Raw genomic sequence first — 23,185 nt, forward strand, 5'->3', positions numbered from 1 at the left:
ATCAACGATGATCAGCAATACAAAAAAACCTATAATTTCAGGTGGTACAAACAATTTAGATATCTCGACGCGCCTCAATCGCACGCCCTACTGTAGCTTCATCAACATATTCAAGGTCACTTCCCATGGGAATCCCATGAGCCAAACGGGTCACTTTCACGCCGAGAGGTTGTAAAATGCGCCCCAAGTATAACGCAGTCGCTTCGCCTTCGATTGAAAAATTGGTAGCGACAATGATTTCTGCGACCGCACCCTGCTGAACCCGCTCAACTAAGGCTTCAAACTTCAGATCATCGGGACCAACACCATCAAGGGGCGAAAGCACACCATGCAATACATGGTAACGACCTCGATAGGAGTGGCCACGTTCAATGGCCATTAAATCCCGTGGCTGTTCAACAACACACAAGAGCGTGTCATCACGATCCGCTGCTTGACATATTGAACACGGGTCCTGTTCTGTCACATGAAAGCAACACGAACAATAACCGACCTTCGCCTTTACATCGGTAATTGCAGCAACCAGAGCCTGAGCTTCAACTTCAGATTGTTGCAAAACATGAAAAGCTAATCGTGCCGCTGTTTTGCGACCAATCCCCGGGAAACGACCTAATTCAACCGTTAACCGAGCCAATGAAGGAATAGAGTTTAGCATGAAGCCCTCCAGAATTACAACCGTTTAGAATAGCGTTCTATTTTTTAACCTGATTGTATTTTTTTTCAGCAACAGTAAAACTTAACGCTGTTTTTTCACAAAAAACACAGTGTGTTCAAACACGATTTTCGTGCCATCAAAATCAAAAAAGCCACCAGCGAAATTAAATTCGATGATGGCTCTCAACAATCAATTTTTAGACAAAAACACCACCTCGTTAAAACAAACCAGGGATATTCATGCCACCAGTCAATTTCGACATCTCTTGTTGCATCATCTCTTGACTTTGACGAATCGCCTCATTCATTGCAACCATAATCAAATCTTGCAACATCTCAACATCTTGAGGATCAACAGCACTTGGATCAATTTTAATAGACAAAACCTGCTGCTTGCCGTTGACAACAGCCGTCACCATACCACCGCCAGCACTTGCCTCAACTTCACGCTTTTCCATCTCTTCTTGAACCAGCGCCATTTTCTTTTGCATCTGCTGCGCTTGCTTCATCATGTTACCTAAACCTTTAGCCATCGATACTCTCCTCTAATCAATATTATAATAAGACGATATGCTTACCTTAACCGCAATACAATTATTTAGATTCAACAGAACTCTGTTTATACAAACCCTTTATCAATCGACTTAATCGATTCAATTTCACCCGAAAAAACGTCAACGGCTTTCTGAACTAAAGGGTGTGCCAAGGCATCTTCTCGTAAACGACGACCACGGTCACTTTCTTTTCGTTCCTCTTCTGCAACCAACGACAGTGGGGCCTCTTTTTGCCGCGATAACGGTTCAATCACTACCTGAACATCTTGACCAAAAAATTGCTGAGCTACAACAGCAAGTCGCTCTTTTGTCTCTGCATCTCCCAATTGTTGCATCAAAAAAGAACCTGCCGTCACGCCAACGCGTAACAACGGTAATTCAAGTGACAATAAACTACCGTGTTCAAGTAAAGAACCAATCCGTGGTCGTTCAACCTTGACAAACTGGACAAACTCCATCCAGCCACGCGCTTCAGAAGGAGCCACACCAGCAACCACCGCAGTTGGTGAGTTGGAGGAATAGCTCGCTTCAGCTTCAACCACCACAGAGGGTTGTTGTATAACAGTTGCAGCACTCGACTGTGAAGGTGTCGGCAAAATCTGCGCTGAGTCGCTCGATGCAACCTCAAACCCAACTTCAACCGCTTGAACGGGAGCAATAATAGGTTGGACAGATTCAGCAACAGCTGGGGCAACTGGGGCAACTGGGGCAACAGAGACAGGAGCCGCAGCCGGTGCAGAGACGGGAGCCATGCGTTGCACAACAGGTGAACGACGCGGGAATGACTGACTAGAACTCGCTCCTTCTAATCCTTCAATCTTTTGAATCAACTCCGAAATTTCACGAGACGGAGGCAAGCTCGCAGCACGAATCAAACTCATCTCAACCAGCAATTTTGGGTAAACTGACCCCGCAAGTTCCGATTCAGTTTTAATCAACAAGCTCAACAAACGCTGCCAATCCTCTTGGCAAGCCAAACCAGCCAAATGTCTCAACGCCTGTAATTCATCACCAAACAAACCAAGCTCTTCTTGAGGGTCAGCAACCAACTCACATAGAATGACTAAGCGAACCGTTTCAACAAGTTCTTGTGAAAATTGGCGAAACGAGTGACCTAGATCATCAACGCGTCGAATCACCTCAAGGACCATCGAACAGTTTTGCTGCATACAGCCCTCTAAGGCATCAAACAGCAAACGCTGGTCGACCATACCAAGAAGTCCCTGCACATCATCGTCGGATACATTTTCAGAGCAAAATGCGACCACCTGATCGAGAGTCGATAAACAATCACGCATACTGCCGCCACCTCGTTGCGCAATAAGCGCAAGTGAGCGATCCGAGATCTCAATCTTCTCAGCATCAACAATACGGCGCAATTGAGCCACCACTTTAGGTGCAGGGATCTTACGAAAATCGAAACGCTGACAACGCGACAGAATGGTAACAGGGATCTTATGCGGCTCTGTGGTAGCAAAAATGAATTTTACGTGCCCAGGAGGTTCTTCAAGGGTTTTCAACAACGCATTAAATGCGTTGATTGACAACATATGTACTTCATCAATAATAAAGATTTTATAGCGCGATTGTGCAGGCATGTAACGCAATGTTTCACGTAATTCTCGCACATCGTCGACACCGTTGTTTGATGCACCATCAATCTCGAACACATCAACACTGTGACCGTCAGTGATCTCGGTGCAAGAGCGGCAGGCATTACAGGGCTCAACAGCATTATCCTGTTCACAGTTCAGCGCCTTGGCCAAAATCCGTGCGGCAGACGTTTTACCAACACCACGAGCGCCAGTGAATAAAAAGGCGTGATGAACACGACCGCTGGTGATCGCATTAGCCAGAGTACGACTGACATGCTCTTGACCAATTAAATCAACAAAAAGCTGTGGTCGCCATTTTCGCGCTAAAACCAGATAGGACATTGAAAGGCCGAGCCTCCACATGAGGTGTTGAAACGTACTCTCTAACGTACAGCAATCATCGTAGTATGAAGTTAAACGGTTGAAAAATCAACGCTCGGCGCATTAAAAAAAATGACACCAACGCTAACAAAGGGGGGATAAACCACTCAAACAAAAATTGCCGTTACAAGTGGCAACCAGGCACCCCCACGGCACACAGACTGCATCGTTACCGCTGCTCCCTTCCGGGCCTGACGGAGTTCGCGACCGTCCGTTGCGCGGGACCTGGTTGCCGCTTCTAACGGCAATCGGTTGTTCCACACATCAAACTAACCAACGTCATGAGCAAACCAACCACTCGACGACGCTTAACTCTTAAAAATGGCGGAGAGGGAGGGATTCGAACCCTCGGTACCTTGCAGTACACCCGCTTTCCAGGCGAGCACCTTCGGCCGCTCGGTCACCTCTCCACACGAGCGGCAAATAGTACACAGCATCGGACACCATGTAAAGCGTTTATTGTCATCAAAACGACCCCGCCCATTGACTTAGCGGTGATAATCGTTCAGCTCCCAATCGTAATCGAGAAATTGAACGGTTACTTGCCCTTCCCCGAGCGTTATCTCATCCTGACCGTGATCCGTCAGCACGCCGGCGAACGGACGAAAAAAATCAGCCAAGGACTGACTCCCTCGGTAACCGATAAAATCTTCACCAAACCATTTAAAAATTGATGATACCAGCAGCGCTTGCTGATCCACATCAAAGCGATTACGTTGGCGGTCCGACAAAAACCGCTGCGTTGCGACCTCTAGTTGAGCATCTATCACCTGCGGTTGATATGCCTGATCACTAAGTGGAGGACAACTCAGCGAGGCACAAACAATGGCAAAATGGATGCGTGGATCATCAAAAACACCCTGCTGTCGAAGATAGACATGCTCAATGTCATTTAAAGAGGTCGGTTGTCCTAACAAGTGAAAGAATGTGAGCCGCCATGGACTTCGGAACCATCCTCCGATCTGCTTAATCGAATCAATATTAGGATACGAATTAAGAACGAGTTCAACGGTAAATGCGTTGTAAGCATTGATCAAAAATGCCAATTTCTCGGCCTTTGACCAGTGCTCATAGGTTTCACGCGTGACAGACGACAACTGTTGTAAATAGCGCGACAGCTCTTTACGATCGTTTCCCCACCCAGTGTAATCTACCAAGGAATCATGACCAGAGGGGAGCCAATGGACATAGCGTGCCACTTGTTGATTCCATAATTCATGCTGATGATCGAAATCTGCAGACGCGAATGCGTTACTGGCCATCATCACCCACAAAATAATACCGCAAAGAAACTTCACCGTCACGCCCCTCTTGACCAACGCTGAAAACGCTTCAGCCACGGCAACACCTTAACGGGCAGATGTTTGCGCTGCCACACCCCCGCCGCCATCTTATTGCCTTCTGATACGGTGGGATAAATATGGATGGTGGATAAGATTTTCTTCAATCCCAAACCGTGCTTCATCGCTAATATATATTCGGCAATGCAATCACTGGCATGGCTGCCAACAATCGTTACTCCGAGAATCGTATCTTTGCCTTGTGCCGTAATGATTTTTATCCAACCCTGAGTTTCCGAATCGGCAATGGATCGGTCCAGCTCACCATATTCGAAACGGGTCACCTCGTAGCGAATGCCACTTTTTTCAGCCTCCTGCTCATTGATCCCCACTCGCGCCACCTCAGGATCAACAAAAGTAGCCCACGGCACAAGACGGTAATCGACCTTTGTGCGCCGGAAACGATCAAACAACGCATTCAATGTTGCGTAACCTGCTTGATGTGCGGCCATATGAGTAAACAGATACGGCCCTATCACATCACCGGCACAATAAATACTCGGAACCGAGGTTCGCAAGGTACCATCGGCCAGTAAACCACCGCGACGACCCACCTCTATGCCTAGCTCTTCAAGACCTAAACCCGCGGTCACAGGTTGGCGGCCTACGGCAAACAAAATCTGATCAAAATCGAGATCAACCGTGCCACTGTCAACATCGCACACTAACTTGCGGCCGTTTTCGCCAGCGACAATCGAATTTAAGTCGTGATTAAACAAAACCTCAATTCCTTGACCTTCGAATACTTTCAGCACCGCCGCCGACACATCAGCATCTTCACGCTTGAGTAGCCGAGCACCATGAACCACCTGCACCACATGGCAACCTAAGCGGGAGAATGCTTGCGTCAGTTCACAACCAATCGGGCCACCACCCACCACCACTAATCGCTGTGGCTTCTGGCGTAAGCGCCAAATGGTATCCGACGTTAAAACATCGCCCAATTCTAAACCGGGAAACTCAGGGACCATCGGTGCGCCACCCGTTGCTATAATAATTCGTCGCGCACTCACCACGCGACCATCCACTTCAACCTCATGAGGTGACACAATTCGCGCCGAACCCATGACACACTCAACCCCAAGTCCCTCATAACGCTCTACCGAATCATGCGGTTCAACCTCAGTTATCACCCGTTGTACGCGTTCCATCACCCGTGCAAAATCGACATCAACCTCAACACGACCTAAACCATACGACTCAGCGTTCCGTAACTGAGCCACTAATTTGGCCGAACGAATCAGCGCCTTGCTTGGCACACAACCAGTATTCAAGCAATCTCCACCCATCTTTTTACGTTCAACCAGCAATACTTTTGCCTGCAATCCCGCAGCGAGATAAGCACTCACCAGCCCAGCAGAACCAGCTCCGATCACAACTAAATTGTAATCATATGATTCGGGAAAAAGCTTTGACAGAAAACGAGATAGAATGGTCATATCATACCCTCCAAATCTTAAAATCCTCTATTGCAATTCATCTTTTTTAAGCATAGCGTATCTGCTGCAAAACGATAGATTTTAAAAATAGAGCGCAAGGGTAAAACACTATCTACTTTGAGACAATCAACACAACCACGTTAAACAGTCACCCCCCTGCGCAAATTGGCATAAAAGAACAAAGAGTAAAACCACAATTACTTAAGCGGAAATTGAAATAAAATGAGAAAATTATCGTGGATCCCGTTAAAGGTCATATCAGGTGGACAAACAGGGGTAGATCGGGCGGGACTGGACGCTGCGGTTCGCTTAAAAATACCAATTGGTGGCTTCATTCCAAAGGGGCGCAAGGCGGAAGACGGTGAAGTTCCTAAAAAATATAACCTCGTCGAGCTTCAAAGCCGTAGCTATACAATGCGCACGGAACGCAATGTTTTAGAGAGCGATGGAACCCTTATTTTGACCAAAGGCGAACTAACGGGCGGAACCTTACTGACCAAGACGTGTGCGATAAAGAACAACAAACCATTTTTAATTCTAGAACTTAACAATCCTGATATTAATGGGGTCCGTAAGTGGGGGGTCACAAACAAGATCGAGACAATCAATATTGCAGGGCCAAGAGAAAGCCAATATACAGAGGGAATCTATGTCGACACGTTAACAATATTAATTCTTATCTTCCAAAAAATGAGCTAAAGATTCAAAACAACCAAAGATAAGGCCCTCTAAACGTAAAACAGATAAGGTCAAAACAAAGGCAGCACCTCAGTGCCACCTTTGTTCTGCTACGAACTATCGTAATAGTTTAAAAATTTGCAACCAAAGAAACACCAAGGACAGTATCCGTATCATCGGTTCCATCAGCAGGTTCGTTATCGTAAGCAATGACATAGCTCGTCTTAAACGATAGGACACTGTTAAGTGCCGTGATGAGAGCCGTTTCAGAATTAATCAAATAGTTCCTAGTTTCTTCAAGATCTAGTAATAACTCAAGACTTTGGGAAAACTTGCTTTTCTCGTTAAAGTGATACTCGTAAATGCCAAATAATCGCCCACCAACGTATTCGTCATTAGAATCACCAGTAAGTTCTTCAATCGTATAGGTTAGACCCGCTTCGAGTTGAAGGAATTGCTCGGGGCCAACCAGTGCCTTATAACCACTACCGGCTCCGAACATGATGCGCGAATCAACATTAGCAAAGCTGTCTTTACCCCAACTCGCGTTGGCGTAATAAAAGAGCCGCTCTGTTGAGAGATAATCGCCACGTAACTCACTAAAATAAGATTCAGCATTACGCTCACCATCACTTTTACCGTTGAGTACTTCAACCTTCCAAAGACCTGTAATCTTCTCGCTAAACTGATAGGTGAGCTTGTTTTTTGCTGACAGGGTGGTTACTTCGCTGTTACCGCTGGTATCTACGTATGACAACTCAGCCTCATCCCCCCACTGTCCAACTTCAGCGCACACTGATCCTGCAGCTATGAAAATTAAACCCACCAAACAAGTAACAACAATCACATTAATCGACTTCATCATTCACACTTTCTTTAAAAATAAATAGTTACAATTCACACCCACAAAAAACGGCTTATTTCTTATCGACTAAACGCCTCCATGTCAAGGATAACAATAAGCAATCCACAACGTTGACGAGAGACAAAAGCCATCTATAACGACCAAATTTAGATCACCGGTACAAACAAAAAAAGCCACCTGCGAATTAACGCAAGTGGCTGTTTGTTATAAATGGCGGAGAGGGGGAGATTCGAACTCCCGGTGGCTTGCGCCACAATTGATTTCGAGTCAATCACCTTCGGCCGCTCGGACACCTCTCCGCATTTTGATTATACGGTACCAAAAATATGCTTATTCAGATAATTTACAGAGCTTAGCAGCCTTTTTCTTGTGACGCAACTGGCGAAAGAAGGTGGTCAATATGGCACCACATTCTTTACCGCGCACCCCTTCCGTAACGTCAACATTGTGATTAAAGCGTTCATCAACAGAGAGGTTGTAAATCGAACCAACGGCTCCAGCTTTGGGATCGCGAGCACCATATACCAGCCGTGGGATACGTGACAGGATGATGCCACCCATACACATCACGCATGGCTCTAGGGTGACATAGAGTGTTGCTTCATCGAGCCGCCATGACTCCATGCGTTTGGCTGCCTCACGTAGCACAATTAGCTCAGCGTGGGCGGTAGGATCTTGCCAAAGTTCACGCCGATTTCCAGCGGCTGCGATCACCTGATCGTTGATAACCAACACCGCCCCAATGGGGACTTCACCTAACAATTCGGCATATTTCGCCTGATCTAAGGCCAAATCCATATATTTCAGATGCTGTGTTTCGCATGACAGTTTATTCATGATGCGTTTTTTTCCAACTAACGTGGATAATTAGAGGTATTGACTTACCCTTAAAAATAATTGATTATTGCTTACTTCGCTTACCAAAACTAGGACATAGAATGACTTCATTACCCATACTGGCGCAAGATAAATTTAATTTTTTCAAAAACTTACCCAATGGTGAATTTGGTAATTTAATGGAATTTTGCACCCACCATAAGGCGCCAGCGGGTGAAATTATTTGGAATGAGGGCGACAAAGACAACCAAGCGGCGTTTATTCTCAAAGGGAAACTGGGAATAAAAAAGATGACCGAGTTCTCCAATCGCCACATTATTGTTGGCACCTACAGTGCGGGTTCTGTTGTCGGTGAGCTGTGCCTGTTAACGGATAATGAACGCGCAGTAACGGCTGAAGCGATTACCGACGTTGAACTTCTGTTGCTGTCAAATGACCGTTTTGAGCAATTAATCAAAAACCATCCTGAACTCGGTTTAAAACTATTGCGCGGACTCTTTAAGATGACGAGCAAACGTCTGACCAAATCTTACGAACGGATTGCTTCAATCTTTTAATAACAAAGCAACCCCTCGCTAAATAAACGCCAACTTTTGATAAAAGCTGGCGTTTCTCTTTTTTATTACCCTGCACAACCTAGCTTTTTCGTCCGTTCAGCAACATCATCATTGGCATACTTGAAAAAATAACGAATCAACGATTTCTTTTGGGCTTCAGTCATCGTCGATAATGCCTGAGAGTGTTGCTCATCGATCGGTGAACGTACTTGCTGGGCCCAATACTCAAGGCCGTGCGCACTAATTTTCAAACGCCCACCTTCCTCACCTGAAGTATGGCACGTGGCACAACTTTGCTTGTAAATCACCTTACCATCACGCCAAGAGACTTTCGCTAAAACAGCTTGGCTAGTCAATAGAACGAGGGTTAAACCGATCACTGTAACCAATACTTTATTCATGAGGATTTCTCCGAAAGAAAGATTGAATCCATAAAAAGAACGACCATTCGTTTCTGGCAACATATAATTATATCTATAATACCGTCAAGCTAAAATTTACTTCACGGTGACGGATCATTTTCAGGCAAAATAATAGCCCGTGAGAAGTTTTCTCACGGGCTATTATTTTGCCTATTCAACCATTGACAAAGCAGTGGTAATTAAAATTTACCAAATTCATCATCATCAAGGGCAATAAAATTATCACCATTTGCGGTCTGACCACCACCCCACCCATCCTTGGCTGGTGCAGGTGCAATTCGTGGTTGACGTACTGGCCGAACTGCAGGGGTCGGTGCGGTTCGCATGGCAGGCACGCTGCCGTAAAGAGTAAAGCGATCAAGCATTTCACGAAGCTGCCCTGCTTGAGCAGCAAGTTCTTCAGCTGTGGCAGCGCACTGAATCGCATTACCGGTATTCTGTTGAGTCACTTCATCAATCTGTGTCAAACCGATGCTGATCTGCTCAATTCCGACCGTTTGCTCATCGGATGCAGAGGTGATCTCACCAACAAGATCAGATACTTTAGTGATCGAATCAACGATACCATCCAGTGCTGCAGCCGTACCTTCAGCAATCTTGGTACCATTACCCGCTTTTTGCACCGCACCCTCAATGAGGCTAGCAGTTTCACTGGCTGCCTTAGCGCTTCGCGCAGCAAGGTTACGTACCTCCTCAGCAACAACAGCAAAGCCTTTACCATGTTGACCAGCACGCGCGGCTTCAACCGCAGCATTCAAAGCCAGCAGATTGGTTTGGAAGGCGATCTCATCAATAACCTTGATGATACGTGAAATGCTCTGAGCTGATTCGTTAATCTCGCCCATTGCCTCAACCATGTCGCGCATCTGCTCGTTACCTTTAGTCGCTGAAGTCCGTGATTCGATTGCCAGTACGTTAGCCTGCGTAGCATTTTCGGCATTTTGCTTGGTCCGTGAGGCCATCTCTGTCATAGAGCTATTAATCTCTTCGAGAGAACTGGCTTGCTCTGTTGCGGCCTGTGAAAGCTGCTGGCTGGTATCGGAAATTTGATCGGCGCCTGCTGAGATTTGGCTTCCGGCAGTCTGAACCTGGCCCATACTATCATTGAGAGCGTTATTCGCTTGAGCCAAGGGATCTTTGATCAACCCTTTTGCTGTAAACGTAAAGTTACCTTGTGCCAAATGGTTAAATGCGGTCAGAACCTCTTGCTGTAAGTTATCGGCAAACGCATCCATTGCCTTTCCCATACGACCCATTTCATCATTTTGGTCGAAGCGAAGGCGCTGATCCAATTGACCATTACCCATCGCCTCGATCATAGCAACACTTTGGTCCAACGGCTTAATCAAGAAGCGTAGAACGAACAGGGTTAATGCAATAGCAAAAATGACTAGACCACCAAAGACAAGAGCACCGGCTTTCCACAATGAGGTAGCAAGATAAGCATCCGCTTTATCAAGAGATTGAATCACCTCAAAAGCGCCATGAATTTCTCCAACTTTCCAATTTTCTAAGCGTACACCGGTAGGATCCAAACCACGATCATTACCCCACACCGCTTGTGATGTCTTCGGATCACCATGACACAATAGACAAACTTCAGTTAAAACAACTGGCCGAAAATAACGCACAGCATTGCGTACTTCATCTATTTCGTAATACTCAACAAGCCCACCCGCCTTCATCGCTTTAAGTGCGCGAGCTTCTAACACATCGGGCTCGTTGGCAGAATTCCGCGGCTGAAATTTAGGGACCTTAAACTCGTAACCGCCCTCCTTAGCTTTACGCATTGCAGCGTTCCAGGATGAAACAACTGGAACTGAAACCAACAATTTATCGGTGTGACCCGCATCAGCAAATTGGCGCAGCATTTCAGGGTTAAATACTTTTTTATTATAAAGATCTTCCATCCCTTCACGCGTTGATTCAATGGTAATGGTAATGGAACGCGCCTTATCAACATAAGCCTCGATAGCATCGAGCTTACTCTGGTGAATATAAGCAGCAAATAGGGCAACCAATAACAGGGTGGGTAAAAGAATACTTACCCCAATAATTTTCACCTTGATAGACAGGTTTTTCATAAAAACTCCCCAGATTAAATTAAATCAAACTAAATAGATCGCCGAAAAAGATCAGCAATTACTTCACACATGCGGATTATAATAATAAATACCACTCTAATGTATCACTCGATTATAAGTGACTCAACCACAGAAACACAAAACCTAAAAGTCACTAAACTAAGTTTATTCTTTCCCCTTACGTACCGACCGGACCTCCTTAAGAGACTCTGTACTGGAATAACCGGTAACTCCACCTTTAGCTACCCCGATCTTTTGCGATAAATAAATACTTGAATGGCCACTAAATAGATAAGACAAAAAACAGGCGATGGCAAAATACTCTAAATACTGTGCACCGAACAGTTCAACCCCCATCACCGTACATGCCAGAGGTGTGTTGGTTGCACCAGCAAAGACAGCGATAAAACCGATCCCCGCGAGCAGGTCTACTGGAACACCTAAAAAGCTGGCTAGAGCTGCCCCTAAGGTAGCGCCAACAAAAAACAGCGGTGTCACTTCACCGCCCTTAAAACCACAACTAAGAGTAATAGCCGTGAGCAGCAGCTTCCACCACCAGCTCCAAGGGGAGATCCCAACGCCACTAAAAGCATTGACAATTGAAGCCCCTTCGACACCGACAGAACCAACGCCAAGACCAAGATAATCACGAGTACCGAGTAAGGCGCTAATGGCTAACACCAGTAGGGCACCGATAATGGGCCGCACCCAGTAGCGGGAGATAAACTGCTTAAATACACGACTAAACAGATGAGTCAGTTCGGCAAAGAGAAAGCCTGCCAATCCAAAAAGAACTGAAGCCAGCATCACCTTAACGGCCAACAGCGGTGAAACATGAGCTACGATTGCATCAATGTGCAGCTCGGGAGCCACAATTTGATATTGGGTATGTCCGACACCCCAGCTAGTGCAGACCAGATCACCGATCACACTGGCCATTAGGCACGGGATCAGCGCATCGTAGCGCATCTTACCAATGGCCAGCACTTCGAGCGCAAAGATAGCTCCAGCTAACGGGGTGCCAAATACTGCGCCAAAACCAGCGGCAACACCACAACTTAAAAGGATGCGCGTATCGTTACGATCGAGTTTAAATGGCGCAACAAACACTTGAGCAATACTGCCGCCCATTTGCACCGCCGTTCCCTCTCGACCTGCGGAACCACCAAACAGGTGGGTCACTACAGTAGCGAACAACACCAACGGCATCATCCGCTTAGGCACTCCCGCTCCGGGTTGATTGATCTGCTCCATCACCAAGTTATTGCCTGCTGAAGCGGTATCACCGTAATGATGATAGATCATCACGATTGCCACGCCAGCGAAGGGCAATAGATAAACCAAATCAGGATGGGCGATACGCCCCTGCGTTGCCTCAGCCAGCAGCCAGAGGAAGAATGCGACACTGGAACCGATCAATATCGCTACGGGAGTCACCATCAACAGCCAGCGCAACACAAACCACACCAAACTTATATGTTCCCGCACATCCCAGCGCACCATTGACAACCTACTCCGTCCTTCGCAACAAAAATACTATCCCATCACACTAATCTACTCCGTAAACCGAGATCATGACAAATATTTTTCCCGTAAGCGCTTTTTATTGATCTTGCCAACACTGGTTTTATCAATAGCATCTACGAATTTCACCCGGGTCAGAATCACCAGCTTTGAGATCACACCGGTATCAGTATATTCATGCAATAAGGCCAGAAGCTCTTTTTTACTCGGTGAATTCTCGACAGCAGCCTTCAACACCACCAAAGCCAGAGGCCGTTCGCCCCATTTCTCATCGGGCTGGGCGATAACGGCCACTTCGGCCACAGCACTGTGATGAGAAAAGATATCTTCAAGTTCTAACGATGAGATCCACTCGCCACCACTTTTGATGACATCTTTAGTGCGATCGGTAATTTTCACATACCCGCGCTCGTCGCGCATGGCAACATCACCGGTATGCAAATAGCCCCCCTGCCACAAATTTTCTGAATTTCTTGTATCTTTCAAATAACCCTGAGTCAACCACGGCGCACGAGCAACAATTTCACCGCTATTTTGGCTGCCATATTCAACATCTTCCATATGCTCATTTACGACACGCAAATCAACTAAAGGCATGGGACGACCTGTTTTACAGCGATACTCAATCTGTTCATCACGATCAAGTTTAAGCATCTCGGCATCAAGATGAGCGAAAGATAAAAGCGGGCAGGTTTCAGACATGCCATAGCCGGTAAAAATATCAATCCCTCGGTCTAAGGCTTCGCTACACAGAACTTTGGAGAGCGCTGACCCCCCGATAATCACCTTCCAACGACTCAGATCACATTGATCAATCTTGGGGCTCTTAAACAACATATGCAGAATCGTTGGCACACAATGGGAGAACGTAACCTGTTCACGTTCAATCAAATCTAACAAAACATCGGGAGAATATTTCCCTGGGTAAACCTGTTTCACCCCGAGAACTGTTGCCACATAGGGTAAGCCCCAAGCATGAACGTGAAACATTGGCGTGATGGGCATATACACATCACCTTGATGCATTCGTCCTTGCGTTTCAGCGCTGCCTAGAGCAGCCAAAACACCTAAGGTATGGAGCACGAGCTGACGATGGCTAAAATAAACCCCTTTTGGCATCCCCGTTGTTCCCGTGGTATAGAATGTTGTCGCTCGGGTATTTTCATCAAAATCATTGAATGTGGCGATGGGCGATGCTTGTGCGAGGCAACTTTCATAATCATTGCTAAATGCGATATTGCTCGCAAAAGCATCATCACTATCTTTCAATAGAATGTACTCGCGAACGGTTGCGATGCGCCCCTTGATCTGCTCAATAATAGGGATAAAGTCACTATGGATGAGTAGGATATCGTCTTCTGCATGATCGATCGTGTAAAGAATTTGCTCGGGTGAAAGTTTGACATTCACTGTATGCAGCACGGCACCAATCATCGGTACCGCAAAAAAACATTCCAAATAGCGATGGCTATCCCAATCCATCACGGCAACGGTATCGCCCGGTTTCACGCCCATATCAATAAGAGCATTAGCTAAGCGACAGATACGCTCGTGCAATGTTTTATAATTGTAACGCAGTTGATCACGGTAAACGATCTCTTGATCTGGGCAATTCACCAACGGAAATTGAAGCAAGTTTTTAATCAATAGCGGATAGGTATAGGCGGATTCAGTACGTGAAATAAGGGGATCTGGCATCAGAACAACACTCCAACGTTAAAGTGAAAAAGATAAATCGTAATTTATGCGGAGGGATGACGACCAAACGAACTAACAACGGCCACAATACATAACCCGCTAAAAACCATCAATGAAACCTGCATACTTTGAATAAACTCATTCTGGGTCGCCACCGTCACCGATTGTTCACCCATATAGAACGAGAACATCACCGTGATAATCGCCATACTGGCCATCATACCAAGGGTTCGCATACAGGCAGAAAACCCTGAGGCAACACCGAGATCACGTGCAGCAACACTCCCCATAATGGCGCTGGTGTTTGCCGTTGAAAACAGCGCAAAACCCGCACCGAGCATCACCAACACCGTAACAATAAAACCCAGTGATGTTGATTTGGAAATAGTCGCAGCAACACCAATACCAGCGGCGCAAAAAAGCATTCCAATAGTTGCCACCTTAGCAGCGGGAAAACGATCCGACAAACGACCACACACCGGCGAAAAAACCGTCTGAACAATGGGCTGAACAATTAAAATCAACCCCGCAGTGTGTGGTGGAAATCCTTTGATATATTGTAGATACAAACTTAAAAAAAACGTAATACCAAACGTACCGGCGTAATTAAACAGTGCGGCAATATTACTCAGAGCAAACATGCGATTATGACGGAGCAAGTTGGTATTGAGGAGCGGATAACGCTGCCGTGATTCATACCACAAAAACAGGACAAGCCCAGTCACGCCAATACTCGCGACCAGCCACCACACTTGACCATAATTAAGTCGCATCACTCCCGAGATCAACGCCATAATCGATAAAGCATAGATAATCCAACCACGCCAATCAAACGATTCGCCCTTAGCCGTTGCACCCTCTTCTGCCAATTTCACCGTGGCAACAATAAACGCCATAATACCGAGCGGTACGCATAGATAAAAAATAGAGCGCCAGCCCAACCACGTGACTAAACTGCCACCAAGAAAGGGCCCACAGGAGATCCCGGCATAAACACTCGCAGTGGCAATCCCCAATGCTCGACCCCGTTGCGCAGCAGGAAAGGCCGTCACCACCATCGCCATGGTGGTCGCCATCACCATGGAGCCACCCATCCCTTGAAAAAATCGCAACAGAATCACACCATGAATCGACCATGCCTGTGAGATAAGACCGCCAGAAACGGTAAAAATTGCCAAACCAAGGCGAAAAATTTGCCGTCGCCCGACAAGGTCACCCAAACGGCCCATCGCTAACAAAAATACCGAAGCCGACAGCACATAAGTGGTTTCGACCAAGCCTAATTGAACCGCACTAGCCGAAAACTCTCGACCAATGACGGGGAGTGCGACACCGACAGCCGACATCATAAATGGCATTAAAAAGTGGGCGACACACACCACAGCAAGTGTTGCCGCCTGCGAACTTGAACTGGTACGATTCTCTTTATCATCACAAACGGGCATACCCTACCTCTAACCTCTGCACAATAAAACCAAAGAATAAAGGCCGCATAGTATCACGCTCCCTACGAAGTTGCCAGATACTGACCAACCAGTGTATAGTTGATAAATAATCATTAGACTAAGCTCTATTGAGCCGCTAAACATAATTTCTGTTGAAGGATCGAGACATGGCCGCCGTCGAACAACTATTGCAACCGATCCATCAGCAAGATTCATTTTTTTACCACATAGCTCACGATCATTTTTGGCTGGTTGTTGTCCTTGGTGCACTACTTCTCCTCTTATGTCTTATCCTTTTACGCACCTTGCGAGACAAGCAGCAAAAAGAAAAACTCCTCGAAAAAAAAGAGGAGCGCCTGCGGCTAGCACTCGATGGATCTCAGGACGGATTCTGGGACTGGACCGTTGAAACAGGGGAAAATCTAGTCGACAATCAGTGGTGCGCCATGTTGGGTTACCAACCTAACGAAATTGAACCAACAATTGAACAATGGGAACGGTTAATACACCCTGAAGACCTTCCTCTTGCAAAAAAAACATTACAACGCTGCATGAATAAAGAATTTTCCCACTTTGCTACTGAATTTCGCATGAAAATGAAAGATGGTGGCTGGAAGTGGGTGATTGGTCGGGGAATGGTCGTTTTACGCGATTCACAACAACGCCCCCTGCGCCTAGCAGGAACCCACCGTGACATTTCACGACAAAAAGAAGCTGAGCTAGCCTTAAAAAAAGCACTCCACACTGCTGAAACCGAACGCAACAAAGTTGATGCAATCCTGAAATCTATTGGCGATGGCTTAGTCGTTACAGATCAGAACAATCAAATTGTATTACTCAATCAAGCCGCTAAAGCACTGCTGCAAATTAATGACTTTCAAGAACACGATCTCAATATTACCCAAAAGATCGAAGACACTCAGTTTGCGCATGAACTATCACAAGTGCTCAATGGCAATAAAGAGAATGCAAGTATTGACCTTGAAATATACGACGGCTCGCAACAACAAACTCGGACGATCCAAGCCCGAATTTCCCCCAGCTACGACAACAACCATCGTCTAAATAGCATTATCACAACCCTGCAAGATGTCACCCGCATCCGCGAAATGGAGCGACTTAAAAGTGAATTCATCTCCACGGCGGCTCACGAACTACGCACACCGATCACTGCCATCATGGGCTTTGCTGAACTACTACTTGAAAACAATGAGCTACCACCTAAAACACAGCAGGAATATCTCAAAATCATTACCGACAAATCAGAGGCGCTATCGACAATCGTGGACGAACTCCTTGACCTTAGCCGCATTGAAGCGGGACGCATTATCACTCTTGACCCACAACACCACCCGCTACACTTGGTGATACAACCATTAATCAATCAATACCGTGAAGGTTGCCCAACGCACCATATCGTTACCGACTTTAATGACCTAGATACCTCACTTTGTATTGATAAAAACAAACTGACACAGGCGATCGAAAACATTTTAAGTAATGCTATTAAGTATTCGCCACAAGGTGGAAAGATCACGATCACAACCCACAAAAACTCGACAGACTTTATTATGTCCATTTGCGATAAAGGCATTGGTATGACATCAGCTCAACTAGAACGGATTTTTGATAAATTCTACCGTGCAGACAACACCAATACTGCTGTCGGCGGGCTAGGAATCGGCATGTCTATTACTAAGAACATTATTGAATCTCACCATGGAACCATTCGTGTAGACAGCGAAATTGGTATCGGTAGTAATGTTCACATCATCTTGCCTTTGCCAAAAGATCAAGACCATTGTGATTTTTAAAACATTCCATTGGTTCACAGAGAAGTTCATGCCCTTCAACATCTCACCGCTTAGAATAACAGCTCTATTTGTTTTCATCCTATTGGCAATGCAGCCGTTGTATGGCTTCGCTCACCAACCTATGCTGCCAAAAATCTACAGCAAACACCAAGATGTTATTGGATGGTGGATGAGCGAAAAGCTAGATGGCATTCGTGGTTATTGGGATGGAGAACAACTATGGTCAAAGAATGGTCACCCCTTCCACCCCCCAGCACAATTCACTCAACAGCTACCGCCCTTTGCTCTAGAGGGAGAATTATGGGGCGGGCGAGGAACTTTTGAGCGTACTGCTGCTACGGTTTTACGCCAACAACCACACGATGGCTGGTTTGAGCTTAAATTTGCAATTTTTGATGTACCCGATAACGACAAATGCTTTCGTCAACAGATTATCCTCATCAAAGAATGGCTTCAGCGCCACCCATCAAACCATGCCTTCGTCATTGAACAAACCCCAATCACTAGCGAAGGCCAACTAGAGCAGGAGCAGCAACGGATCCACCAACTTGGGGGAGAGGGTCTCATTGTTCGAGATCCAAACGCCCATTACAGCACCGGACGCAGTAGCTCAATCTACAAAATAAAGCCCTATCAAGATGACGAAGCGATCGTTCTCGCCCACCTTAGCGGCAAAGGAAAAAATACGGGTCATCTTGGGGCGTTGCTGGTTCAAAGGGCTGATGGAATAACATTTAAAATTGGCACAGGATTTAGCCGTGAAGAGCGCAAAAACCCACCATCAATTGGAGCCACCATTACTTTTAAATATAATGGTTTATACTCATCTGGAATCCCAAAGTTTCCAGTATTTCTGCGCATACGCTGTGATAGCAACCTGTAAAAGACCATCACCGCCCCAACCTTGGCACCAACGTAAAAGAGAACGGGTTTCCCCGTCCTCTTTGTTCTTTCAATGACTTAATCATTAATTAAATACGTACCTTGAGTATCGCTAACAACCAAAGCGATTGTTGATGACCACCTCATCCAGTTCAAGCTGGCTAGGTCGCGCGAAAGGGGCAACAACACCTTTACCGATGGCAACAAACATCGTCACCACATGATCATCGGGAAGCCCTACCAGTTCGGAAACTTTATCAAAATCGAAGCCATCCATCGGACAGGAATCATAGCCCATATCTTGAGCTGCAAGCATCAGTGTTTGAGCGACAATGCCACAAGAACGCATCGCTTCATCGCGTTGCACTTGATCTTTATCTCGATAGTAAGCATCGATGGCTGGCAGCATAAAGTCTTGCACCTCTTGCGGAGCTTTATCCCAATAACGTGCAGGCTGGCGATCCCACGCTTTGAGATCGGCGCACAGCACAACAAACAACGAAGCATCGGTCACCTGCGCTTGCCCCCAGGAGACAGATCTAATTTCCGCGCGCAACGCATCATCGGTCACGACAACTAAGCGCCAGTTCTGAATATTAAATGCCGTTGGCGACAGCATTGCCAACTTTAGCAATGAATCAATCTCTTGTTGCTCCATACGATGTGACGCATCAAAATGTTTCACCGCGCGCCGTAAGGTAATTGCATCAACGACATTCATACTGACCTCCTTATTTAGGATAAACAGACCTTCTGCTCGCTATTGTGGAATGGTGATACACAAACACTCTGCCGAAGCAAAAACCGTATCACCCTGACAAATTTTTCCATGCACCATCACTTTACGCCCCTGCGCTGAAACGACACGACTTTCAACGGTCACCACCGCGCCAAGGGGGAGCAAGTTACGGAAACTGATATTGAGATTCCCGACCACGATGGCGTACCCGGCTGTCCACGCAGCGAGACCCAATACTTCATCCAGCACCGCTGCCATTGCGCCACCATGTGAATGCCCGGGTGGACCCTCGGTTTCAGGGCCAAACCAAATACGCGCCCGCAACTCTTGCTCGCTATTTTTATAATAATGAACACGATAGCGGTCACCATCAGGCTCACCAGAAACAAAACGTAACGACGCGCCAACAAGGGCGGGGGCATCAAAAGAGGTCCAATCGCTCTCGCCGCTCAAATCGACATTAGTGGTATCTATATTGAGTGAATCTTTCACACACGTGCTCCTTTGTGGTTTCTTTTCAATATTACTGACGACTTAAACGCCAGCTGGGTGCTTCGCACAAATGAGTGCTGCGCCACGGGTTAATATCTAAACCGCCACGACGGGTATAACGGGCATAAACGGTCAACTTTTCGGGATGACAATAACGGATCAGATCGGTAAAAATCCGCTCGACGCATTGCTCATGAAATTCATTATGTTGTCGAAATGAGATTAAATAAGCGAGCAGCGTTTCTTGGTCGATCTTAGCCCCCTGATAATCGATCCAAACACTGGCCCAATCGGGCTGTGCAGTGATCAGACAATTACTTTTAAGCAGGTGACTGTGGACGGTTTCGGTCACGATTGAGCTAGAATCTGCTGCGCCATCAAGGAGGTCAGCCTTTAATTGATAGTGCTCAACATCAAGTTCAAGCTCATCAAGGCAATAGCCAGACAATCGCTCCACTTGCCACTGCTGAATGTCATCAACAGCAAAGAGTTCCACCGTAATAGGGGCGGCGGCAACAGCAGACAGATCGCGCTGCAACAGCTCTTTCACCTGATTAAAATCGGCATAATGGCATTGATTAAGGGAGTTCAAGTACAGTTTAAATGACTTCGATTCGATCAAAAACTCCGAATCACACGGGACGCGAAAACGACCCAACGCTACCACGGGTTTGCCGCGTAAGTTCAACCACGACAACTCGTAGCCGTTCCATACATCTTCACCACAAAAAGGTAATACTCCAGTAATATGGAGTTCATCGCGCTTCATCTGCCGCGGTACGGGGAAGAGCAAACTGGCATCATAGTCTTGCGGATACTCGCTCTGCTTACCGAGGGGAATTTCACTTTGGTGCTGGGTCATGGTTCTGCCTTTTCTCGTCAATCATCATGGCGCTTAAAACGGAACGTTATGGTTCAAGTCTACACTGGTAACACGGTTATCATAGCACGTTGCTGTTTTTTTTAAACTGCAACGATGAACTGTGCATTTACACCTTCCTTTTCAAGGAGCGCAGGGTTAAAACTGTATCTCTATAATGAATCGAACCTCTCTTACCCATAATTCTGCATCAGTGAATCCAAGGCGGATAAAGAGTGCAAGTGCTTGGATTGCATAAGTGTTGTTAAAATCTTGGCTCCACCTGTGGGTTAAGCTGCGATTTTTAGAATGCTTTGGTGATTCAATGACTTGTGCTGTTTGCCGTCGGGCGGCTCACTGATTCAGGATAATAACGATTAAGGATTTAGAACAGCTATGGAAACGATCCAAAACCAATTTGTTCAATTATCCCATACCCTCAGTCAGCAAATCATTGGCCAACCCCAGTTGATTGAACGCCTTCTTATTGCCCTGCTCGCTGACGGCCATCTCCTTGTTGAAGGTGCTCCGGGCTTGGCAAAAACACGCGCCATTCGTCTGCTTGGTGAACACCTTGAGGGTAGCTTTCATCGTGTTCAGTTCACCCCCGACCTGCTCCCTGCTGATTTAACTGGCACCGAAATCTACCGCCCGCAACAGGGGGTATTTGAATTTCAACAGGGGCCACTCTTTCACAACCTGGTATTAGCCGATGAGATCAACCGCGCCCCAGCGAAAGTGCAATCGGCATTACTTGAGGCGATGGCAGAGCGGCAGATCACCGTCGGCCAAACCACCTATCCACTTCAAGACCCCTTTTTAGTTATGGCAACACAAAACCCGATTGAGCAGGAGGGCACCTATCCGTTACCTGAAGCCCAATTAGATCGTTTTTTACTTCATGTCGCCATCAGCTACCCTGCTGAGGATGCCGAGCGTGAGATCCTGCGCCTTGCGCGACGTGAGGCCTCTACCGTTAAGCAACCGCAAGCCAATGAAGCAAGGATTAAACCGATCAGCTCAACGCAACTTAAAACAGCTCGTGAAGAAGTGTTAAACACCTACATGGCTGACAATTTAGAAAATTACTTGGTGCAGATTATTTTAGCCACCCGCCAACCACAACGCTTTGGTGACGATCTGGCGGGTTGGATCCAATACGGTGGCAGTCCGCGAGCCACCATCGCTCTCGACCGCTGTGCGCGCAGTCGAGCGTGGCTACATGGGCGCGATTATGTCGCCCCTGAAGACATTAAAAATGTGGCTTTCGATGTGTTGCGCCACCGCGTACTCCTCACCTACGAAGCTGAGGCCGAAGGGATCACTGTTGACCGCCTTGTTAACGAACTTCTACAACGGATTCCAATCCCATAATGGCTTTTTTAGCACACAAACAAAACGAATCAACAGCCTCCGCTGTTCGTATCGACCTCGCCTCCTTGATGGCATTACGCCAACAAAGTACGCAAGGAAAATCACCACGCGGTCGCATTCTAGCGGCTCAAGGTGGTGGCTACCGCTCCAACTTTCGCGGTCGAGGGATGGAATTTGCCGAGGTGCGTGGTTATCAACCCGGCGACGATGTGCGCACCATCGATTGGCGCGTTACTGCGCGCACAGGCAAACCGCACACCAAACTGTTTCAAGAGGAGCGCGAACGCCCGGTATTGGTAGCAATCGACTACCGCCGACCGATGTTTTTTGCCACCCGTGGCCAATTTAAAGCAGTGCAAGCGTCGCAAATTGCCGCATTGATCGGCTGGCAAACCCTACAACAAGGGGACCGCCTTGGTGCGTTTATTTTTTCAGAAGAACGCCATACCGAATTACGCCCCCAATCGGGAAAACGTGGGGTACTCGCCCTGTTACGCCAAATGGTCAACGACCCCGTGTGGCAACGGCCACTGCAACACCCTTTTGAACCACAACAACGGCTATTTCAAACCTTAACGCGCCTGCGCCGTGTCGTGCGTCCCGGTAGCTTAGTGACCCTTATTAGTGATTTTGCCCAATGGGATGACGCGGTGGAAAAGCAATTATCGTTACTTAAACGGAATAACGATTTAACCTTAATCTTTTGCTACGACCCTCTTGAAGCACAGCTACCACCCGCAGGAAGCTACCCCGTTTCAGATGGTCGTCAGCCGTTTCACTTTGATACCGCCTCTCCAGCGGTGCGGCAGCAATATGAACAGCAATTTTTAGCGCATCAGCAACGAGTTGAGCAATTTTGCCTCCGCCATGGTGCACGATTTAGTCTTTGCGCCACCACCGATGCCGCCCACGAATGTCTCGGTCGCCTTGGGCAGCGCAATAAGTGAATGCC

The 23,185-nt window shown here is 46.8% G+C and carries 21 protein-coding genes, 2 tRNA genes and 1 other RNA gene; 6 read left to right on the forward strand and 18 right to left on the reverse strand.

The features are described from left to right. Nucleotides 1-55: 55 nt before the first annotated feature. From recR to ACZ5KY_RS01880, 7 genes are all read right to left on the reverse strand, one after another. A complete protein-coding gene (gene recR, locus ACZ5KY_RS01850) occupies nucleotides 56-655 on the reverse strand; it encodes a recombination mediator RecR (protein WP_464242212.1) in 600 nt (199 codons plus the stop codon). Between the two features lie 217 nt (nucleotides 656-872). Then, nucleotides 873-1,187, reverse strand: coding sequence for a YbaB/EbfC family nucleoid-associated protein (locus ACZ5KY_RS01855; RefSeq protein WP_464242213.1), 315 nt, complete (start codon nucleotides 1,185-1,187; stop codon nucleotides 873-875). An 86-nt stretch (nucleotides 1,188-1,273) separates the two neighbouring features. Continuing rightward, nucleotides 1,274-3,145, reverse strand: a complete 1,872-nt coding sequence (dnaX, locus tag ACZ5KY_RS01860; RefSeq protein ID WP_464242214.1) for a DNA polymerase III subunit gamma/tau — start codon at nucleotides 3,143-3,145, stop codon at nucleotides 1,274-1,276. Nucleotides 3,146-3,316: 171 nt separating this feature from the next. Further along, nucleotides 3,317-3,415: signal recognition particle sRNA small type (gene ffs, locus ACZ5KY_RS01865), an RNA gene on the reverse strand. A 91-nt stretch (nucleotides 3,416-3,506) separates the two neighbouring features. Beyond that, nucleotides 3,507-3,594 (reverse strand) — tRNA-Ser (locus tag ACZ5KY_RS01870). A gap of 78 nt (nucleotides 3,595-3,672) precedes the next feature. Next, complete coding sequence (locus ACZ5KY_RS01875; protein ID WP_464242215.1) at nucleotides 3,673-4,524, reverse strand: DUF547 domain-containing protein; 852 nt, start codon at nucleotides 4,522-4,524, stop codon at nucleotides 3,673-3,675. Next, nucleotides 4,485-5,963 carry a dihydrolipoyl dehydrogenase family protein gene (locus ACZ5KY_RS01880; protein ID WP_464242216.1) on the reverse strand — a complete coding sequence of 493 codons (1,479 nt, stop codon included), beginning with the start codon at nucleotides 5,961-5,963 and terminating at the stop codon, nucleotides 4,485-4,487. Before ACZ5KY_RS01880 ends, ACZ5KY_RS01875 begins: the two co-directional genes overlap by 40 nt. A gap of 222 nt (nucleotides 5,964-6,185) precedes the next feature. Between ACZ5KY_RS01880 and ACZ5KY_RS01885 the strand changes: the two genes are divergently transcribed. After that, nucleotides 6,186-6,662, forward strand: a complete 477-nt coding sequence (locus ACZ5KY_RS01885; protein ID WP_464242217.1) for a putative molybdenum carrier protein — start codon at nucleotides 6,186-6,188, stop codon at nucleotides 6,660-6,662. A gap of 109 nt (nucleotides 6,663-6,771) precedes the next feature. Here ACZ5KY_RS01885 and ACZ5KY_RS01890 read toward each other — a convergent pair whose 3' ends face one another. From ACZ5KY_RS01890 to tadA, 3 genes are all read right to left on the reverse strand, one after another. Then, nucleotides 6,772-7,506 carry a DUF481 domain-containing protein gene (locus ACZ5KY_RS01890; RefSeq protein WP_464242218.1) on the reverse strand — a complete coding sequence of 245 codons (735 nt, stop codon included), beginning with the start codon at nucleotides 7,504-7,506 and terminating at the stop codon, nucleotides 6,772-6,774. A 211-nt stretch (nucleotides 7,507-7,717) separates the two neighbouring features. After that, a tRNA-Ser gene (locus tag ACZ5KY_RS01895) sits at nucleotides 7,718-7,805 on the reverse strand. Nucleotides 7,806-7,836: 31 nt separating this feature from the next. Next, complete coding sequence (gene tadA / locus ACZ5KY_RS01900) at nucleotides 7,837-8,343, reverse strand: tRNA adenosine(34) deaminase TadA (protein WP_464242219.1); 507 nt, start codon at nucleotides 8,341-8,343, stop codon at nucleotides 7,837-7,839. Between the two features lie 101 nt (nucleotides 8,344-8,444). On the opposite strand from tadA, the gene ACZ5KY_RS01905 reads away from it, so the two are divergent. After that, nucleotides 8,445-8,900, forward strand: coding sequence for a Crp/Fnr family transcriptional regulator (locus tag ACZ5KY_RS01905; RefSeq protein WP_464242220.1), 456 nt, complete (start codon nucleotides 8,445-8,447; stop codon nucleotides 8,898-8,900). A gap of 65 nt (nucleotides 8,901-8,965) precedes the next feature. Here the strand turns inward: ACZ5KY_RS01905 and ACZ5KY_RS01910 are convergent, their stop codons facing one another. From ACZ5KY_RS01910 to ACZ5KY_RS01930, 5 genes are all read right to left on the reverse strand, one after another. Further along, nucleotides 8,966-9,301, reverse strand: coding sequence for a c-type cytochrome (locus ACZ5KY_RS01910; RefSeq protein ID WP_464242221.1), 336 nt, complete (start codon nucleotides 9,299-9,301; stop codon nucleotides 8,966-8,968). A 200-nt stretch (nucleotides 9,302-9,501) separates the two neighbouring features. Continuing rightward, the gene (locus tag ACZ5KY_RS01915) at nucleotides 9,502-11,406 is read right to left on the reverse strand and encodes a methyl-accepting chemotaxis protein (RefSeq protein WP_464242222.1); all 1,905 of its coding nucleotides are present in this window, start codon (nucleotides 11,404-11,406) and stop codon (nucleotides 9,502-9,504) included. Nucleotides 11,407-11,571: 165 nt separating this feature from the next. Then, nucleotides 11,572-12,909 (reverse strand): voltage-gated chloride channel family protein, encoded by a 1,338-nt coding sequence (locus tag ACZ5KY_RS01920; RefSeq protein WP_464242223.1) that lies wholly within the window; start codon nucleotides 12,907-12,909, stop codon nucleotides 11,572-11,574. Between the two features lie 69 nt (nucleotides 12,910-12,978). Continuing rightward, the gene (locus ACZ5KY_RS01925; protein WP_464242224.1) at nucleotides 12,979-14,628 is read right to left on the reverse strand and encodes a fatty acid--CoA ligase; all 1,650 of its coding nucleotides are present in this window, start codon (nucleotides 14,626-14,628) and stop codon (nucleotides 12,979-12,981) included. A 44-nt stretch (nucleotides 14,629-14,672) separates the two neighbouring features. Then, complete coding sequence (locus tag ACZ5KY_RS01930; RefSeq protein ID WP_464242225.1) at nucleotides 14,673-16,073, reverse strand: MFS transporter; 1,401 nt, start codon at nucleotides 16,071-16,073, stop codon at nucleotides 14,673-14,675. Between the two features lie 167 nt (nucleotides 16,074-16,240). Here ACZ5KY_RS01930 and ACZ5KY_RS01935 point away from each other — a divergent pair, with 167 nt between their 5' ends. After that, nucleotides 16,241-17,887: an ATP-binding protein gene (locus ACZ5KY_RS01935; protein WP_464242226.1), complete on the forward strand. Its 1,647-nt coding sequence runs from the start codon at nucleotides 16,241-16,243 to the stop codon at nucleotides 17,885-17,887. A 28-nt stretch (nucleotides 17,888-17,915) separates the two neighbouring features. After that, nucleotides 17,916-18,770 carry a DNA ligase gene (locus tag ACZ5KY_RS01940; RefSeq protein WP_464242227.1) on the forward strand — a complete coding sequence of 285 codons (855 nt, stop codon included), beginning with the start codon at nucleotides 17,916-17,918 and terminating at the stop codon, nucleotides 18,768-18,770. A gap of 111 nt (nucleotides 18,771-18,881) precedes the next feature. Here ACZ5KY_RS01940 and ACZ5KY_RS01945 read toward each other — a convergent pair whose 3' ends face one another. The 3 genes from ACZ5KY_RS01945 to queF are packed head-to-tail and all read right to left on the reverse strand — an operon-like array spanning nucleotide 18,882 to nucleotide 20,862. Then, the gene (locus ACZ5KY_RS01945; protein ID WP_464242228.1) at nucleotides 18,882-19,490 is read right to left on the reverse strand and encodes a nitroreductase family protein; all 609 of its coding nucleotides are present in this window, start codon (nucleotides 19,488-19,490) and stop codon (nucleotides 18,882-18,884) included. Nucleotides 19,491-19,529: 39 nt separating this feature from the next. After that, nucleotides 19,530-20,000 carry a PaaI family thioesterase gene (locus tag ACZ5KY_RS01950; RefSeq protein WP_464242229.1) on the reverse strand — a complete coding sequence of 157 codons (471 nt, stop codon included), beginning with the start codon at nucleotides 19,998-20,000 and terminating at the stop codon, nucleotides 19,530-19,532. Nucleotides 20,001-20,031: 31 nt separating this feature from the next. Next, complete coding sequence (queF, locus tag ACZ5KY_RS01955) at nucleotides 20,032-20,862, reverse strand: NADPH-dependent 7-cyano-7-deazaguanine reductase QueF (protein ID WP_464242230.1); 831 nt, start codon at nucleotides 20,860-20,862, stop codon at nucleotides 20,032-20,034. A gap of 393 nt (nucleotides 20,863-21,255) precedes the next feature. Between queF and ACZ5KY_RS01960 the strand changes: the two genes are divergently transcribed. Further along, complete coding sequence (locus ACZ5KY_RS01960) at nucleotides 21,256-22,233, forward strand: AAA family ATPase (protein ID WP_464242231.1); 978 nt, start codon at nucleotides 21,256-21,258, stop codon at nucleotides 22,231-22,233. Continuing rightward, nucleotides 22,233-23,180, forward strand: a complete 948-nt coding sequence (locus ACZ5KY_RS01965) for a DUF58 domain-containing protein (protein ID WP_464242232.1) — start codon at nucleotides 22,233-22,235, stop codon at nucleotides 23,178-23,180. Before ACZ5KY_RS01960 ends, ACZ5KY_RS01965 begins: the two co-directional genes overlap by 1 nt. The last annotated feature ends 5 nt before the right edge of the window (nucleotides 23,181-23,185 follow it).

It is taken from the genome of Desulfuromonas svalbardensis (assembly GCF_055389415.1).